This window comes from Brevundimonas sp. 374 (assembly GCF_900102995.1).
Lineage (GTDB): Bacteria > Pseudomonadota > Alphaproteobacteria > Caulobacterales > Caulobacteraceae > Brevundimonas > Brevundimonas vesicularis_C.
In genome coordinates, this window is record NZ_FNKT01000001.1 from 969,803 (window position 1) to 984,153 (window position 14,351).

General features: G+C 65.7%; 15 protein-coding genes. 9 read left to right on the forward strand and 6 right to left on the reverse strand.

Going from position 1 to position 14,351, the window contains the following annotated elements; translation table 11 throughout:
• Positions 1–35 precede the first annotated feature (35 nt).
• Positions 36–758 carry a hypothetical protein gene (locus BLR19_RS04790; protein WP_218119315.1) on the reverse strand — a complete coding sequence of 241 codons (723 nt, stop codon included), beginning with the start codon at positions 756–758 and terminating at the stop codon, positions 36–38.
• A gap of 111 nt (positions 759–869) precedes the next feature.
• On the opposite strand from BLR19_RS04790, the gene BLR19_RS04795 reads away from it, so the two are divergent.
• Positions 870–1,475: an LOG family protein gene (locus BLR19_RS04795; RefSeq protein WP_091747786.1), complete on the forward strand. Its 606-nt coding sequence runs from the start codon at positions 870–872 to the stop codon at positions 1,473–1,475.
• 105 nt (positions 1,476–1,580) lie between these two features.
• Complete coding sequence (locus BLR19_RS04800) at positions 1,581–1,874, forward strand: CC_3452 family protein (RefSeq protein ID WP_017504618.1); 294 nt, start codon at positions 1,581–1,583, stop codon at positions 1,872–1,874.
• A 15-nt stretch (positions 1,875–1,889) separates the two neighbouring features.
• Here the strand turns inward: BLR19_RS04800 and gltX are convergent, their stop codons facing one another.
• The 3 genes from gltX to BLR19_RS04815 form a co-directional block, all read right to left on the reverse strand.
• Positions 1,890–3,224: a glutamate--tRNA ligase gene (gltX, locus tag BLR19_RS04805; protein WP_091747789.1), complete on the reverse strand. Its 1,335-nt coding sequence runs from the start codon at positions 3,222–3,224 to the stop codon at positions 1,890–1,892.
• Positions 3,225–3,300: 76 nt separating this feature from the next.
• Positions 3,301–3,735, reverse strand: coding sequence for an RNA polymerase-binding protein DksA (gene dksA, locus BLR19_RS04810; RefSeq protein ID WP_017504616.1), 435 nt, complete (start codon positions 3,733–3,735; stop codon positions 3,301–3,303).
• A gap of 179 nt (positions 3,736–3,914) precedes the next feature.
• The gene (locus BLR19_RS04815) at positions 3,915–4,340 is read right to left on the reverse strand and encodes a flagellar assembly protein FliX (protein WP_091747792.1); all 426 of its coding nucleotides are present in this window, start codon (positions 4,338–4,340) and stop codon (positions 3,915–3,917) included.
• A 183-nt stretch (positions 4,341–4,523) separates the two neighbouring features.
• On the opposite strand from BLR19_RS04815, the gene BLR19_RS04820 reads away from it, so the two are divergent.
• The 4 genes from BLR19_RS04820 to BLR19_RS04835 all read left to right on the forward strand — a co-directional run bounded on the left by BLR19_RS04820 (position 4,524) and on the right by BLR19_RS04835 (position 8,052).
• Entirely contained in the window at positions 4,524–5,645 is a 1,122-nt protein-coding gene (locus tag BLR19_RS04820; RefSeq protein ID WP_091747795.1) for a flagellar basal body P-ring protein FlgI, read from the forward strand.
• A gap of 2 nt (positions 5,646–5,647) precedes the next feature.
• Positions 5,648–5,950, forward strand: a complete 303-nt coding sequence (locus BLR19_RS04825) for a rod-binding protein (protein WP_091747798.1) — start codon at positions 5,648–5,650, stop codon at positions 5,948–5,950.
• Positions 5,947–6,384, forward strand: coding sequence for a flagellar basal-body protein FlbY (locus BLR19_RS04830; RefSeq protein ID WP_091747801.1), 438 nt, complete (start codon positions 5,947–5,949; stop codon positions 6,382–6,384). The genes BLR19_RS04825 and BLR19_RS04830 overlap by 4 nt, the downstream gene beginning before the upstream one ends.
• A 90-nt stretch (positions 6,385–6,474) precedes the next feature.
• The gene (locus BLR19_RS04835; RefSeq protein ID WP_091747804.1) at positions 6,475–8,052 is read left to right on the forward strand and encodes an EAL domain-containing protein; all 1,578 of its coding nucleotides are present in this window, start codon (positions 6,475–6,477) and stop codon (positions 8,050–8,052) included.
• 6 nt (positions 8,053–8,058) lie between these two features.
• Here BLR19_RS04835 and BLR19_RS04840 read toward each other — a convergent pair whose 3' ends face one another.
• Positions 8,059–9,669 (reverse strand): ABC-F family ATP-binding cassette domain-containing protein, encoded by a 1,611-nt coding sequence (locus tag BLR19_RS04840; protein ID WP_091747808.1) that lies wholly within the window; start codon positions 9,667–9,669, stop codon positions 8,059–8,061.
• A 433-nt stretch (positions 9,670–10,102) separates the two neighbouring features.
• On the opposite strand from BLR19_RS04840, the gene BLR19_RS14775 reads away from it, so the two are divergent.
• Together BLR19_RS14775 and BLR19_RS04845 are read left to right on the forward strand one after the other, a co-directional pair.
• A complete protein-coding gene (locus tag BLR19_RS14775; protein ID WP_176758267.1) occupies positions 10,103–10,279 on the forward strand; it encodes a hypothetical protein in 177 nt (58 codons plus the stop codon).
• 25 nt (positions 10,280–10,304) lie between these two features.
• Positions 10,305–10,799, forward strand: coding sequence for a group III truncated hemoglobin (locus BLR19_RS04845; protein WP_091747811.1), 495 nt, complete (start codon positions 10,305–10,307; stop codon positions 10,797–10,799).
• Between the two features lie 3 nt (positions 10,800–10,802).
• Here the strand turns inward: BLR19_RS04845 and BLR19_RS14590 are convergent, their stop codons facing one another.
• Complete coding sequence (locus tag BLR19_RS14590) at positions 10,803–11,240, reverse strand: hypothetical protein (protein WP_143007332.1); 438 nt, start codon at positions 11,238–11,240, stop codon at positions 10,803–10,805.
• Positions 11,241–11,403: 163 nt separating this feature from the next.
• Between BLR19_RS14590 and uvrA the strand changes: the two genes are divergently transcribed.
• Positions 11,404–14,349, forward strand: a complete 2,946-nt coding sequence (uvrA, locus tag BLR19_RS04850) for an excinuclease ABC subunit UvrA (protein ID WP_091747813.1) — start codon at positions 11,404–11,406, stop codon at positions 14,347–14,349.
• Positions 14,350–14,351: the final 2 nt, after the last annotated feature.

Consider the following 14,351-nt stretch of genomic DNA (forward strand, 5'->3'; position numbering starts at 1 on the left):
CTTAACCGAAATGGTTTCCAGATCGTTAAGCGCCCTCAGTCCGGCAGCCACGTCGTCTGACGCCCGGCTGGCTCTACAGGCCAAGTGATCCGCCAGCCTGCCCCCGCCCGCTCGACGACGAAGCTCCCAGCCGCGCCCGGGCCCGGATAGTCAAAGCGCCTTCCATTCACCGTGATCGTCGCCGCACCCGACTGTCCGATGACCGCCCGCCAACGGCCGCGCCCGATCGCCGCCGGCGACATATCTGCGCCGTTGATGTTGATCGACGGCGCCGCCCCATTTGTTCGGCCGGAAGCCATCAGGGTCGCACCGTCCGAATCCACCGCATCCAGCCCTTCGCCGCCATCGAGGCGAACAGTCGGCTGGCCAGCGGCAATCAGGGCGACGGGACCGGCCCCACCCTGGATCACCACCAGGGTCTCGGGCGAGACGGCGGCGTCCTCGCCCACCTGCACCTCGGGCGTGAAGCGCACATCGCCGCTTAGCGGCGGCAGCCGCAGTTCGAACCGCCCCGCACCGTCCGCCGTCGTCGCCACGGCCGCAGTATCCGGCGCACGCAGCACGACGCGCGCATTGGGCCCCGCCCCGCCGCGCAGCACCAGAACGCCGCCGTCGCGCATCACGCCATCAATCTGGGGCGGGCGAACCCAGGGCGAGGCCTCGTCGGCCCCCGTCGGCCCCGCCACGCCGCCCTGCCGATCGGAACAGGCTGCGGCAGCCAGGACCGCGACACACGCGACCATCATCCGACGTTTCATCCTGCGCCTCTACGATATAGGACTGGCGACCCAGCGGCTCGAGCCTGTGTTAGCTTGAGCGCCGTCGGTTTGGCCATGGCCAGGCCGCCTATTCGTTTTCTTCGAGGCTCCATGTCCCTGCCCCCCGTTTCGTTCCTGCCGTTCGACGGCTCTTCCGTCTGCCTGTTCTGCGGTGCCTCCGAGACCGCCGATCCCACCTATACCGAGGCGGCCTACGCCTTCGGCAAGGTCGCGGCCAAGGCCGGCTGGCGGCTGGTCTATGGCGGCGGCGGCGTGGGCCTGATGGGGGCCTCGGCGCGCGGCGCGCATGAGGCGGGCGGCCGGGTCGTCGGCATCATGCCGGCCTTCCTGCGCAGCCGCGAACGCCTGTTCGACGAGGTCGAGACCGTCGTCGTCACTTCGATGCACGAACGCAAACAACTGATGTACGACCAATCCGACGCCTTCGTGGTCGCGCCCGGCGGCATCGGCACCCTGGAAGAGGTCGTGGAGTTGCTGTCCTGGAAGCGGCTGGACCTGCATCACAAGCCGGTCGTCTTCCTGAACCTGAACGGCTTCTGGAACGGCTTCTTCGACTTGATGAAGCACAGCGTCGCAGAAGGAATGACGCCGCCGTCGTTCTTGGACGCCTGGACCGTCGCCGAAACCGTCGAAGAGGCGATGGCGCAGGTTCAGGCCGGCGGCGATGCGCCGCAATTGAAACATGATCATCGATAAGTGATCATCGCTCATAATCCGCTGCGCGCGTCTTGACAGTTTTTATGGAAAACTGACATGGGAGCGGAGCGGCATGACGCCGTTCTTCATTTCGGAGAGTTTTCGATGCGCGCTTTGCTGATCGCCGCCGCCCTGTTCGCCGCCGCCCCTGCGGTCGCCCAAGCCCCCGCCGCCACCAGCCTGACGCTGGCTGACGCCGCCAAGGCGCCCGCTCGCGCCACCATCATCGACGGCGCACGTTGGTCCTGCGAAGGCGCGACCTGCACCGCGGCTGGCGGCACGGAACAGCCCGCGACGCGCGCCTGCCGTCGCGTGGTTCAGAAGTTCGGTCCTGTGACCGCCTTCTCGTACAAGGGCGTCGCCCTGAGCGCCGACGAACTGGCTGTCTGCAACGCCTAGACTGCGTGAGGCGGCTTAGGCCGCCTCACCTCTCAGACGCCGCTGGATGGTTTCGCGACCGATCAGCGGCGCCATGGCCGCCATGTCCGGCCCGTGCTGCTGCCCCGTCAGCGCCAGACGCAGCGGCATGAATAGCGCCTTGCCCTTGGCGTCCGTCTCGGCCTTGACGGCCGAGGTCCACGCCGACCAGGCGTTCTCGTCGATCACTTCCGGCAGCAGACGCAGCGCCGTTTCGATGAAGGTCGCATCTTCGATAACCGGTTGGATCGGACCACGGACGATCTGCGCCATGTCCGCAATGTCGGCGAACTTTGTCAGATTGCCCCGCACCGTATTCCAGAAGGCTTCGCCCAAATCGGCGCCGAGAGCCTGAAGACGCGGCTGCGCCGTCGCATAGTCCATGACGTGCAGCGCCTGGGCGTTCAGCCGGTCCAGATCGGCCGTATCGTAACGCGCCGGCGAACGGCCCATCTTGGAAAAGGCGAAGCTCTGTCCCAGAGCGTCCACCGAGGCGCCGACTTCCAGCGGATCAGACGTCCCGATCCGGCCGAGGTGGCTGGTGATCGCGATCGGCTCATAGCCTTGGTCGCGCATGTCGCTGATCGACAGCGATCCCAGACGCTTGGAAAGGGCCGCGCCGTCGGCGCCGACCAGCAGCGGCATGTGGGCGAAGCCCGGAACCGTCGCGCCCAGCGCTTCGAAGATTTCGATCTGCGCCCCGGTGTTGGTGACGTGATCCTCGCCCCGGATGATGTGCGTGATGGCCATGTCGATGTCATCGACGACCGACGGCAGGGTATAGAGGAACAGGCCGTCTTCGCGGATCAGAACCGGGTCCGACATCGAGGCGGTGTCCACCTCCGCATGACCGCGCGCCAGGTCTTCCCAAGCGACGCGCTTGCCGTCCAGCTTGAAGCGCCAATGGGGGCGGCGCCCTTCGGCTTCGTAGGCGGCCTTCTGCTCTTCGGTCAGTTCCAGCGCCGCGCGGTCATAGATCGGCGGCAGGCCGCGCGACAGTTGCACCTTGCGGCGACGGTCGAGCTCTTCGGCGGTTTCATAGGCGGGATAAAGCCGCCCCGACGCCTTCAGCCTGGCGGCCGCTTCTTCGTAGCGATCGAAACGCTTCGACTGATTATAGCGCTCGTCCCACGGCATCCCCAGCCAGGTCAGGTCGTCTTCGATTCCCTGTTCGAACTCGGGCGTGGAGCGCGCCAGGTCGGTGTCGTCGATGCGCAGGACGAACGATCCGCCCTGCCCCTTGGCGAACATCCAGTTCACCAAGGCGGTGCGGACATTGCCGACGTGCAGCTTACCCGTGGGCGACGGGGCGAAACGAACCTTGACGGACATGGATAGACGACCTCGAAAGCGAGGCGGCTAGGTCGCCCCGCAACCCGGCGAAGTCAAGGCGCGGAAGGCTTAAACCTCAGTCGTCGCGATGAACGCGTTCGCGGCGTTCGTGGCGTTCCTGGGCTTCGACCGACAGGGTCGCCGTCGGACGGGCTTCCAGACGACCCAGGCTGATGGGTTCGCCCGTGTCCTCGCAGTAGCCGTAGGAGCCGTCCTCGATCCGGCGCAGCGCGTCGTCGATCTTGGAGATCAACTTGCGTTGGCGGTCGCGGGTGCGCAACTCCAGCGCGCGATCGGATTCCGAAGACGCCCGGTCCACCAGATCGGGGTGGTTTTCGGTCTCGGCCTTCAGATTGACAACCGTGCCCTTGGACTCGCGAAGGATCTCATCCTTCCAGGCCAGCAGCTTCTTCTTGAAATAGGCTTGCTGCCGTTCGTTCATGAACGGCTCGCTGTCAGACGGCCGATACGGGCCGGTTTCGTCGGACACAACGGACGCCAAGGCGCTCATCGATCTCACGCTCTCTAACACGCCCCCCTGTGGCGTAGATGGCCGTATAATGAGCCCGTCGAGTCGCGGCAACGCGGTTCTCGATTCCGTGATGAAAATAGGGCGACTAACCGCCTGACAGTGGCAAAAGTCACTCACTGTCAAAGCTTAGCCGCCTGATGTCAGACGATTATTTCGTATCAGGGGCGGTTGCGGCGCATTTCCGCCTTCGCCAGTTCGACCGAGGCGCGCAGGTCGATCTGATCCAGCAGGGCGCCCAGGTCCTTGTCGTCGTCGGCGGCGCGCTCCTCGCGCAGGCTCCGCGCCAGACGATCCAGAGCCCCCTCGGCGGCGTCGCCGTTCAGCAGGGCCAGCTTGATTTCGTCAAGGCGATCCAGAAGACCGCTGCCGCGCCGGATCGCGCGACGTCGCTTTTCCAGCGGCCCCTCGACCCCTTGAAGGGCCATCAGGGCTGAGACGTCAGAGACCCCGCCCGTTGCTGCGCTGGCGGTCGTTGCAGCGGGCGCGGACGAAGCCGCAGTCTGCCCTAGCGAGAAGCCGCTGGCGGATCGCGTAGGACGTGTGCTGGCAGGCGTGCTGACGCCGTTGGGGCCGACAACCTTCATGTGCAGGTGCTCCGCGTCATGAAATCATGGATGACGGGCGGCGGTGACTGTTTGGTTAACGCCCCGGCAAATCCTGCCGCTTCTCTGACCGTCAAAGGCCGACCGACATTGAATTCACGTCGTTAATTCTTCGGCACGATCCTCGCAGTGATGACGGCGTAACGTTGCGTGGACGCCTGACCGATGCAAAATCTGCTTGCCCGCCTGATAGCCTCCGTCGCCGCGACGCTCGTCGTCGCCGGCGGCGCGACCTCGGCGTTGGCCCAGTCGCAGTCGCGCATCAAGGACATCGCCGCCGTCGAGGGCGTGCGAGGCAACCAGTTGGTCGGCTACGGCATGGTCATGGGGCTGAACGGCACGGGCGATTCCTTACGCAACTGCCCCTTCACCCGCCAATCGCTGGAAGGCATGACCGAGCGGCTGGGCGTCAACATTCGCGGCGCCAACGCCAACACCAAGAATATGGCCGCCGTCATGGTCACGGCCGACCTGCCCGCATTCGCCACGCCCGGCTCGCGCATCGACGTGTCGGTCGCCTCCATGTGCGACGCCAAGAGCCTGCTGGGCGGTTCGCTGGTTGTCACCAGCCTGCAAGGCGCGGACGGTCAGGTCTATGCGGTGGCGCAAGGCTCGGTCCAGACCGGCGCCGTCTCGGCGTCTGGCGGTTCAGGGTCGTCGGTGACGCGCGGCGTGCCGACTGCGGGCCGCATCGCTTCGGGCGCCTTGGTCGAGCGCGAGACCGGCTTCCAGATGGCCAATATGAACGAGGTGCGCCTGAACCTGCGCAACCCCGACTTCACCACCGCCCAGCGCGTCGCCGCCGTTGTCAACGCCGCGTATCCGGGGTCGGCCCTGGCCGAGAACGGCACGGTCGTGGCCCTGCGCGCGCCCGGCGAACTGGGCATGGCGGGCTTCATCAGCCGGATCGAAAACCTGGCCGTCAGCGTCGATACGCCCGCCAAGGTCATCATCGACGAAGTCAACGGCGTCATCGTCATGGGCGACGCCGTGCGCATCTCTCGCGTCGCCATCGCTCAGGGCAATCTGACCATATCGGTGGACGAACAGCCGCAAGTCAGCCAGCCGGCGCCCTTCAGCCGGGGCCAGACCGCCGTCGTCCCTTCGACCCAAGTAAACGTCGAAGAGGATCTGGGCACCCAGATGCGGCTGGTAGGCGGTGGAGCAAACCTCTCCACCCTGGTCAACGGCCTGAACGCCCTGGGCGTCAGCCCGCGCGACATGATCAGCATCCTGCAGGCCATCAAGGCCGCCGGCGCCCTGCAGGCCGACATCGAGGTGATGTGAGCATGACCGACCTGACCGTCTCCGCCGATCTGCTGCGCCCCGCCGCGGCCGCGCCCACGGCGGCGAACCGAGACAAGATCGCGGAAACCGCCAAGGCCTTCGAGGCCACCTTCATTTCCCAGATGCTGAAGCCGATGTTCGAAGGCCTGTCGACTGACGGCCTGTTCGGCGGCGGCCAGGGCGAGGCGACATGGCGCAGCTTCATGCTGGACGAAATGGCCAAGTCGACGGTGAAGGCGGGCGGCATCGGCCTGAGCAACACCGTCATGGCCGAAATGCTGAAAATGCAGGAGGGCCGGCAATGAGCGACACCGAACTGGCCCAGGCGCGGGTTCGTCAGTTGACGACCTTGACCTTGCGTCTCACCGAGCGACTGAAGGCCGAAACAGCCGCTTTCGCCGATGGCCGTCCTCAGGATGTGGCGGCCGGTCTGTCGGAAACCCAGGAGATGGCCAATCTCTACCGTCGCGATTCCGCCCATGTGAAGGCCAATCCGGCGCTGCTGAGCGGTGCTCCGCTCGAAGATCGAAAGACCCTGATCGACGTCACGCGTGAGTTCGACGCGGCCCTGACGCGACACAGCCGCGCCGTCGACGCCGCGCGTCAGATTTCCGAGGGTCTGGTCCGCGCCATCGCGGCGGAAGTCACCGCTGCTCGCACACCCGCCTCCGCCTATGCCGCCGACGGCCGCGCCTCGCTGGGCGACGGACGCGCTGTCGCCCTGAACCGAATGGCCTGAACAAGACGGCCCTTAGCCGTTCGCCGATCACGGTTCGCGTCCTAAGGGTCATTGCCTATTTTTTAAGCGACTGCGTGCCAGCATGGCCTCATGACGCTGACCACCCGCCTCCTAGGCCTGGCCTTCGCTTCCGCCGACACTCTGGTGGAGGTGGATCCAAAAGGCGTGGTCTCATTTGCGATCGGCGCGGGCGCCGTGGCCGGCGAGGACGCAGGCGCGACCTGGACTGGTCGTCCCCTGCTCGATCTGCTGCACGACGGTGCCTCCACCCTGACCGCCCTGCAAGGCATGAAGGCCGGCGTGCGTATTCCGGCGACGTCGGTCCTTGTGGCGGCCGGTCCCGACCGCGTGCGCCGCGCCTCTTTCCGCGCCTTCGTCTTGCCGCAGATGGCGCCGGCCGTCTCCTGCGCCATCTCCTACGAAGGCCCGGCCTTTGCGCTGGAGGATCTGGACACACGGCCGCTTCTGGAACCGGAGGATTTCCTGGCCGACGCCGGGCGCGTGCTGGAGTCCAACCCTGACCTGGCCCTATCCTTCCTCGACATCACCGGGTTGGAGAATGTCACCGGCGAAGCCGCCGATCGTCTGAACCGCCGCATCGAGGCCACGCTTCAATCCGCCGCCGTCGAGGGATCGAGCGCGTCGCAGGTCACCGGCGTCCGCTATGCCCTTCTGCGCGCCGCCAACGACCGTCGCGACATCGCCGCCGAAATCGTGGAGGCTGGTCGGGCCGAAGGCCTGTCACTGGGTGCGGAGGCGTTCAGCTCGCCTGTCCCGCCCGGATCGGATTCCCTGTGCGTGCTGCGCGCCATGCGGTTCGCCATCGAAGGCTGCCTGAGGGGCGACGGCCTCGCCAATCCGCAGATCGCCTTCGCAGACTCGCTGAAGCGCACCTTCCGCGACGCCGAGACCTTCCGCAGCCTGGTCAAGTCGCGCGAGTTCCAGGTCCACTATCAGCCCATCGTCCATCTGGATTCCCGAGCGGTCCATCACTTCGAGGCCCTGACCCGATTCAGCGGCAACAGCGGTCCCGCCGAAGCCATTCGCATGGCCGAGGAGCTGGACATGATCGAGTCATTCGATCTCGCCGTCGCGGAAAAGGTGCTGAAGCGGATGCGCCAGCCCGGCGCCGGCCTGCTGAAGATGGCGGTCAATGTTTCGGGCGCCTCGCTGGGTGACGACACCTATGTCGAGCAGTTGCTGCGCATGACCGCCGGCGCGCCCGAGGAACGCCGTCGCCTGATGGTCGAGGTGACCGAAACCTCCGCCGTTGCAGACATCGAAGCCGCCGACCGTCGCCTGGCTGCGCTGCGCGAAGCCGGCATCAAGGTCTGCATCGACGATTTCGGTGCGGGAGCCGCCGCCTTCGACTATCTGCGCAAACTGTCCGTGGACTCGGTCAAGATCGACGGGGCTATCGTGCGCGATATCCAGACCGACCAACGCTCCAAGGCCATGCTGCACAGCATCGTCGAAATGTGCCGCTCGATGAGGCTGGAAACCATCGCCGAGATGATCGAAACCGACGGCGTCGCCGCAGAACTCAAGGCGGCGGGCGTCGAATACGGCCAAGGCTGGCTGTTCGGCCGCGCCGAAGCCGAGCCGCGCACCCAGCTTTCCAGCCCGTCGATGGTCCGTCGCAAGGGCGCCGTCGAGGCCTGGGGCTGAACGATCTCAGAGCTCGATCGTGCGCGTGATCTTCAGCGCCGCCAAAAAATCCACGTCGTGGCTGACCACGATCAAGGCGCCGTCATAGGCGTTCAGCGCCTCTTCGACCGCCGCGATCGCGTCCAAGTCGAGATGGTTCGTCGGCTCATCCAGCACCAGCAACTGCGGCGGGATCGCGCCTGTCATGACGCAGGCCAGACCCGCCCTCAGCCGCTCCCCGCCTGACAGCGCGCCGACCCGGCGCTGTGCCGCCGTATTGCGAAACAGGAACCGCGCCAACGCTGCCTGGGCGTCATTGACCGACCCTTGCGGGTTCAACCGCCGCCACGCCTCCACCAGCGTTTCGTCCGGGCTCAGGATCTTGACCTCCTGATCCAGCAGCACCGCACGCACAGGCCGATCGACGGCGCCCGTCGTCGGTTGCAGATCGCCGGTGATCAGCCGCAGCAGGGTCGTCTTGCCCGCGCCGTTCGGTCCCGTGATCGCGAGCCGTTTCGGCCCCACAAGCTTCAGATCGACCGGCCCGACGATCGTCCGCCCCTCAGGTGTCGCCCAGCCCGCCTGGTCCAATGTGAGCACCGCCCGTCCCGCTGGCAGGCCGGTCGTCGGCATCGGGATCGCCAGCGTCCGCGTCCGCTCCACGCGCGCCTGGGCTGAGGCCAAGGCATCCTTCGCGGCTTCGGCCTGTCGTTCGGCCAACAACCGGCCGCGCCCGCCCGTGTTTTCAGCGCGCTCGGCCCGTGCGCCCAGCAGGATTTTCGGCATGTCCCCCTTGGCGGCCTTGCGGCGGCCGGCGGCGTCGCGGCGTGACTGGGCCTCCGCGCGCTGCTGAGCCTCGCCGCCGACACGGGCGAGGTCTCGCTGGGCTTCGGCCAGATCCCGCGTCGCCGCCTCGCGCTCCACCGCCTTTTGCTCGACATAGGCGTCATAGCCGCCGCCGTAGCTGGCGACGCCCAGGTTCGACACCTCAAGGATTCGGTCCATCCGGCGCAACAGGTCGCGATCATGGCTGACCACCACGAACCCGCCGTCCCAACGCGCGATGACATCGGCGACCAGCGCCCGCGCCTGTGCATCCAGATGATTGGTCGGCTCGTCCAGCAGGATCAGATCGGGCTGGGCCAGCCTCAAACCCGCCAGCCGCAACCGCGTCTGCTCGCCCCCGCTGAGACTGCACGTCAGGCGTTCGAGGTCCAGGTCAGGCAGCCCGATCTCTCGCAAGGCCTCGTCAAGACGCGTCTCCAGCGTCCAGTCCGCCTCGGCCAAATCCTCGGCCGTTCCCTGCCCCGCCAAAACCCGCGCCACAACAGCCAGCGCCGCTCCAACGCCCAGGGTTTGAGCGACGGTCTCACCGGGGTTTGGCTCATACCGCTGATCCAACACGCCAATCGTGCCGGTTCGCGCGACAGCCCCCTCAGCCGGCGCAGCTTCGCCCGAAATCAGGCGCAACAGCGTGCTCTTGCCCGCGCCATTGCGACCGACGACGCCGGTGCGCTCAGGCCCGAACGTCAGGCTCAGATTGTCGAAAAGGGTGGCGCCGTCCGGCGTCCTAGCGGCGACCTTGTCGAGTGTCGCGAGTGCGGACGGGGACGCGTTTCGGCTTGGGCTGATTGGCATTGAGGATCACGAGCAGCATGGCGGACAGGGCGGAACCGGTGGCCAATGCGATGATCATGATCGTCAAACCTTCTGCAAAACGCGTCAGAACAGGGAGGATGGGTCGTAATCCCGCAATGCGCAAGTCTGGCGTCGAACACGGCCGCGTGAGAAGCTTGGCGTTGAGGAGACAATCATGAAGACCGTCATCACCCTCGCCATCGTCTCCACACTGGCTTGCGCCGCATGCGCGACTGCGCCGGACCAGCCGCCGTCAGCCCCGGATTAAAGCGCCGTTCCGACCCAGGCGTCGACGCCCAACGCGCGGCTCTATGCCGCCTGCCTGGAGCAGGCCGCCGCAGCCGACGCCTATCGCCGCGCGGACAACGGGAACGGCGCAGAATATATCCTGTTTACCTGCACGGGTGCGCCGGCCGCCGCCTTCGCCAAGGCCTTGATCCCTTGGAGCGAGAAGATCGGATCGACATTCCAGCGTGACGGCCGCACGTTCCGCTCGACCGCAAAGGTCGAGGCCGACCTGTTCGGAGTCGATTCCTGCTCGACCGATGCGACGGGCGGAGACGCCATCTGCATCCTGTCATTCATCGCCGGCGACTTCCTCGACCAATAGGATGGCGACGGCTAGACCAGCCGTCATGCAAACCCGTTTCCGCATCGAAGACCCCGCCGGCGCCGCCGCGCGGCGCGAGGCCGCCGTCCAGCGCCTGCGGGACGAAACGGGCATAGACGAAGCCATGATCGACGCCTTGGTCGAAGACTTCTACGCCCGCGTCCGCGACGATGCGCTGATCGGCCCGATTTTCGCGGACCGGATCACCGACTGGGCGCCGCACTTAGCGCAGATGAAGCTGTTCTGGTCGTCCGTCGCCCTGTCCACGGGCGTCTATCAGGGCCGGCCGATGCCGAAACACCTACCCCTTCCCATCGATGCGCGGCATTTCGATCGCTGGCTGGAGTTGTTCGCCGAAACTGCGCGTGCCCTGTGCCCGCCCATCGCCGCCGACCACTTCATTGAACGCGCCCGCCGCATCGCCGAAAGCCTTGAACTGGGTGTCGCCAACGCCAGTGGCGTGCTTCTGGCCAAGGGCGGGCTTTTTATGCGGCCCACGCAGGCGTGGATGCCGGAATAAAATTTAGGCGGCAGGCGCTTTAGCTGGGGCTCCAGTCATCGTCACGTTCACATTGAATCCCGCGACTTTCCATGCGTCACCCTCTTTGACGAAGTTTGTCTGAACGTGAGCCACTCGGTCGGGATAGGTATAATCTTGACCCACGACATAAAAGCGGCCGCTCGTGCTTGTCATGCTTTGGTAGCCGGTCACCGTCGGTTCGGGAGCCGTGTCGTGACCGATCATGTTGCGGAGCATGGGGATTTGCGCCCTCACGTCTGCAGTTTTATTTGCGGACGACAAGCGCGCCAAAATGGCGGCTTCTCGGCCCACTACAAGGTCTGCAAAGGTCGCCTTGGCTTCAGCATTCAAGGCAGGATCGGATTTAGGAAGCGTCGCATTGAAGTTGCAACTGGCTAAGGCTGCCGCCGCCAAAAGGCCCGCAAACTGTTTCAAATCCAACCCCCCACTTCGGTGACGCCAGTCTAGCTTCGATCAGCGGGCGCACAACCCAAAGACACAGACAAAAATGTTCCCATAACGTTCTTGCTGATCGCCTATTTTCGTCCCCATATAGCGATAACGCGCCGGACCCGCCGGCCCTCCTCCGCGTTCTCCGGACAGCATGACCGAAAAGCATAACTTCATCCGCGTTCGCGGCGCCCGCGAGCATAACCTCAAGGGCGTGGATCTCGACATTCCGCGTGAACAGCTGGTGGTGATGACCGGCCTGTCGGGGTCTGGCAAATCCTCGCTCGCTTTCGACACCATCTATGCCGAAGGCCAGCGGCGCTATGTCGAGAGCCTGTCGGCCTATGCCCGCCAATTCCTGGAGTTGATGGGCAAGCCGGACGTGGATTTGATCGAAGGCCTGTCCCCGGCCATCTCCATCGAACAGAAGACAACGTCCAAGAACCCGCGCTCGACCGTCGGCACGGTGACGGAAATCCACGACTATATGCGCCTGCTGTGGGCGCGCGTCGGGGTGCCCTACTCGCCGGCGACCGGCCTGCCGATCGAGAGCCAGACCGTCAGCCAGATGGTCGACAAGCTGGTCGCCCTGCCCGATGGCGAGCGAATCCTGCTGCTCGCCCCCGTCGTTCGCGGCCGCAAGGGCGAGTACAGGAAGGAAATCGCCGAGTGGCAGCGTCAGGGCTTCCAGCGGCTGAAGATCGACGGCCAGTTTTATCCGATCGACGAAGCGCCCACCCTGGACAAGAAGTTCAAGCACGACATCGACATCGTCGTGGACCGGATCGTCACCAAGCCGGATCAGGAAGCCCGCTACGCCGACAGCCTGCAGACGGCGCTGGGTCTGGCCGACGGCATCGCCAATGCCGAATGGGCCTCGACGGCGGAAGGTGAGACCGCGCCGCGCTCCATCCTGTTCTCCGAACGGTTCGCCTGCCCGGTGTCGGGCTTCACGATCAGTGAGATCGAGCCGCGGCTGTTCTCGTTCAACAACCCCTTCGGCGCCTGCCCGGTCTGCGACGGCCTGGGGGTCAAGCTGGCGTTCGACGCCGATCTGGTGATCCCCGACCGCGACAAGACCCTGCACAAGGGCGCTGTTGCGCCATGGGCGCGTGGGCCGTCGCCGCTCTACACCCAGACGCTGCAGTCGCTCAGCCTCCACTACGGCTTCTCGATGGACAAGCCGTGGCGCGACCTGCCAGCCCAGGCGCACAAGGCCATCCTGCACGGCACCGGATCGGAAAAGATCAAGTTCGTCTATGACGACAACGCCCGCAAATACGAGGTCTCCAAGCCGTTCGAGGGCGTGCTGCCGAACCTGGAGCGCCGCTGGCGCGAGACCGACAGCGCCTGGGTGCGCGAGGAACTGGCCCGCTATCAATCCGAGACGCCCTGCGACGCCTGCCACGGCAAGCGGCTGAAGCCCGAGGCCCTGGCGGTCAAGGTCGGCGGCGAGGACATCGCCGACATCTCCACCCTGTCGATCTCCAAGGCCTATCTGTGGTTCTCGACGCTGGAAGAGAATCTGACCGAAAAGCAGATGGAGATCGCCCGGCGCATCCTGAAGGAAATCTGCGACCGGCTGCGGTTCCTGAATAACGTCGGCCTGGACTATCTGAACCTGTCGCGGTCCTCAGGCACCCTGTCGGGCGGCGAGAGCCAGCGCATCCGCCTGGCGTCGCAGATCGGCTCGGGCCTTACCGGCGTCCTCTATGTGCTGGACGAGCCGTCCATCGGCCTGCACCAGCGCGACAACACGCGCTTGCTGGAAAGCCTGAAGGGCCTGCGCGATCTCGGCAACTCGGTCCTCGTGGTCGAGCATGACGAAGAAGCCATCCTGACCGCCGACTACGTCATCGACATGGGCCCGGCCGCCGGTGTTCACGGGGGACAGGTCTGCGCCGAGGGTACGCCGGCCCAGGTCATGGCCAACCCCAAGTCCCTGACCGGCAGATACCTGACCGGCGAGCGCGAGATCGAAATTCCCGTCGACGGCCGTCGTCCCATCGACCGCAAGCGGATGCTGAAAATCAGCGGCGCCAGCGGCAACAACCTGAAGAGCGTCACCGGCGAGATCCCCGTCGGCGTCTTCACCTGCATCACCGGCGTCTCCGGCGGCGGCAAGTCCACCTTCACCATCGAGACCCTGTACAAGGCCGCCGCGCGCCGCCTGAACAATGCCTCCGAGGCCCCCGCCCCCTTCGACCGGATCGAAGGCCTGGAGCATTTCGACAAGGTCATCGACATCGACCAGTCGCCCATCGGCCGCACCCCGCGCTCGAACCCCGCGACCTATACCGGCGCCTTCGGGCCCATCCGCGACTGGTACGCCGGCCTGCCGGAATCCAAGGCGCGCGGCTACGGCCCCGGCCGATTCAGCTTCAACGTCAAAGGCGGACGCTGCGAGGCCTGCCAGGGCGACGGCGTCATCAAGATCGAGATGCACTTCCTGCCCGACGTCTATGTCACCTGCGACGTCTGCAAGGGCAAACGCTACAACCGCGAGACGCTGGAGATCGTGTTCAAGGGCAAGTCCATTTCGGACGTGCTGGACATGACGGTCGAGGAGGCGGCGACCTTCTTCAAGGCCGTGCCACCGATCCGCGACAAGATGCTGACGCTGGAACGGGTCGGCCTCGGCTACGTCAAGGTGGGCCAGCCAGCGACGACACTGTCGGGCGGCGAGGCCCAGCGGGTCAAACTGTCCAAGGAGCTGTCCAAGCGCGCCACCGGACGCACCCTTTACATCCTGGACGAGCCGACAACCGGCCTGCACTTTGAGGATACGCGCAAGCTGCTCGAGGTGCTGCAGGAACTGGTCGAGGCCGGGAACACCATCGTGGTGATCGAGCACAACCTGGATGTCATCAAGGTCGCCGACTATCTGCTCGACTTCGGTCCTGAGGGTGGTGACGGCGGCGGCGAGATCGTTGCGGTCGGCACGCCCGAACAGGTCGCGGACAACAAGGCCAGCTGGACCGGCAAATACCTCAAGGAAGTGCTGGATCGGCACGAGGACCGCCGCAAGGCGCGCGTGGCGGCCCTGGGCGGGTCCTTTGATGCTCCGGCTAAGAAGAAAAGAGTGAAGGCGTCGGTCTGATC

Excerpts from the sequence above, each read along its gene's own strand:
- BLR19_RS04790 (WP_218119315.1), bottom strand. The coding sequence starts at position 758 with ATGAAACGTCGGATGATGGTCGCGTGTGTCGCGGTCCTGGCTGCCGCA.
- BLR19_RS04795 (WP_091747786.1), top strand. The coding sequence starts at position 870 with ATGTCCCTGCCCCCCGTTTCGTTCCTGCCGTTCGACGGCTCTTCCGTC.
- BLR19_RS04800 (WP_017504618.1), top strand. The coding sequence starts at position 1,581 with ATGCGCGCTTTGCTGATCGCCGCCGCCCTGTTCGCCGCCGCCCCTGCG.
- gltX (WP_091747789.1), bottom strand. The coding sequence starts at position 3,224 with ATGTCCGTCAAGGTTCGTTTCGCCCCGTCGCCCACGGGTAAGCTGCAC.
- dksA (WP_017504616.1), bottom strand. The coding sequence starts at position 3,735 with ATGAGCGCCTTGGCGTCCGTTGTGTCCGACGAAACCGGCCCGTATCGG.
- BLR19_RS04815 (WP_091747792.1), bottom strand. The coding sequence starts at position 4,340 with ATGAAGGTTGTCGGCCCCAACGGCGTCAGCACGCCTGCCAGCACACGT.
- BLR19_RS04820 (WP_091747795.1), top strand. The coding sequence starts at position 4,524 with ATGCAAAATCTGCTTGCCCGCCTGATAGCCTCCGTCGCCGCGACGCTC.
- BLR19_RS04825 (WP_091747798.1), top strand. The coding sequence starts at position 5,648 with ATGACCGACCTGACCGTCTCCGCCGATCTGCTGCGCCCCGCCGCGGCC.
- BLR19_RS04830 (WP_091747801.1), top strand. The coding sequence starts at position 5,947 with ATGAGCGACACCGAACTGGCCCAGGCGCGGGTTCGTCAGTTGACGACC.
- BLR19_RS04835 (WP_091747804.1), top strand. The coding sequence starts at position 6,475 with ATGACGCTGACCACCCGCCTCCTAGGCCTGGCCTTCGCTTCCGCCGAC.
- BLR19_RS04840 (WP_091747808.1), bottom strand. The coding sequence starts at position 9,669 with ATGCCAATCAGCCCAAGCCGAAACGCGTCCCCGTCCGCACTCGCGACA.
- BLR19_RS04845 (WP_091747811.1), top strand. The coding sequence starts at position 10,305 with ATGCAAACCCGTTTCCGCATCGAAGACCCCGCCGGCGCCGCCGCGCGG.
- uvrA (WP_091747813.1), top strand. The coding sequence starts at position 11,404 with ATGACCGAAAAGCATAACTTCATCCGCGTTCGCGGCGCCCGCGAGCAT.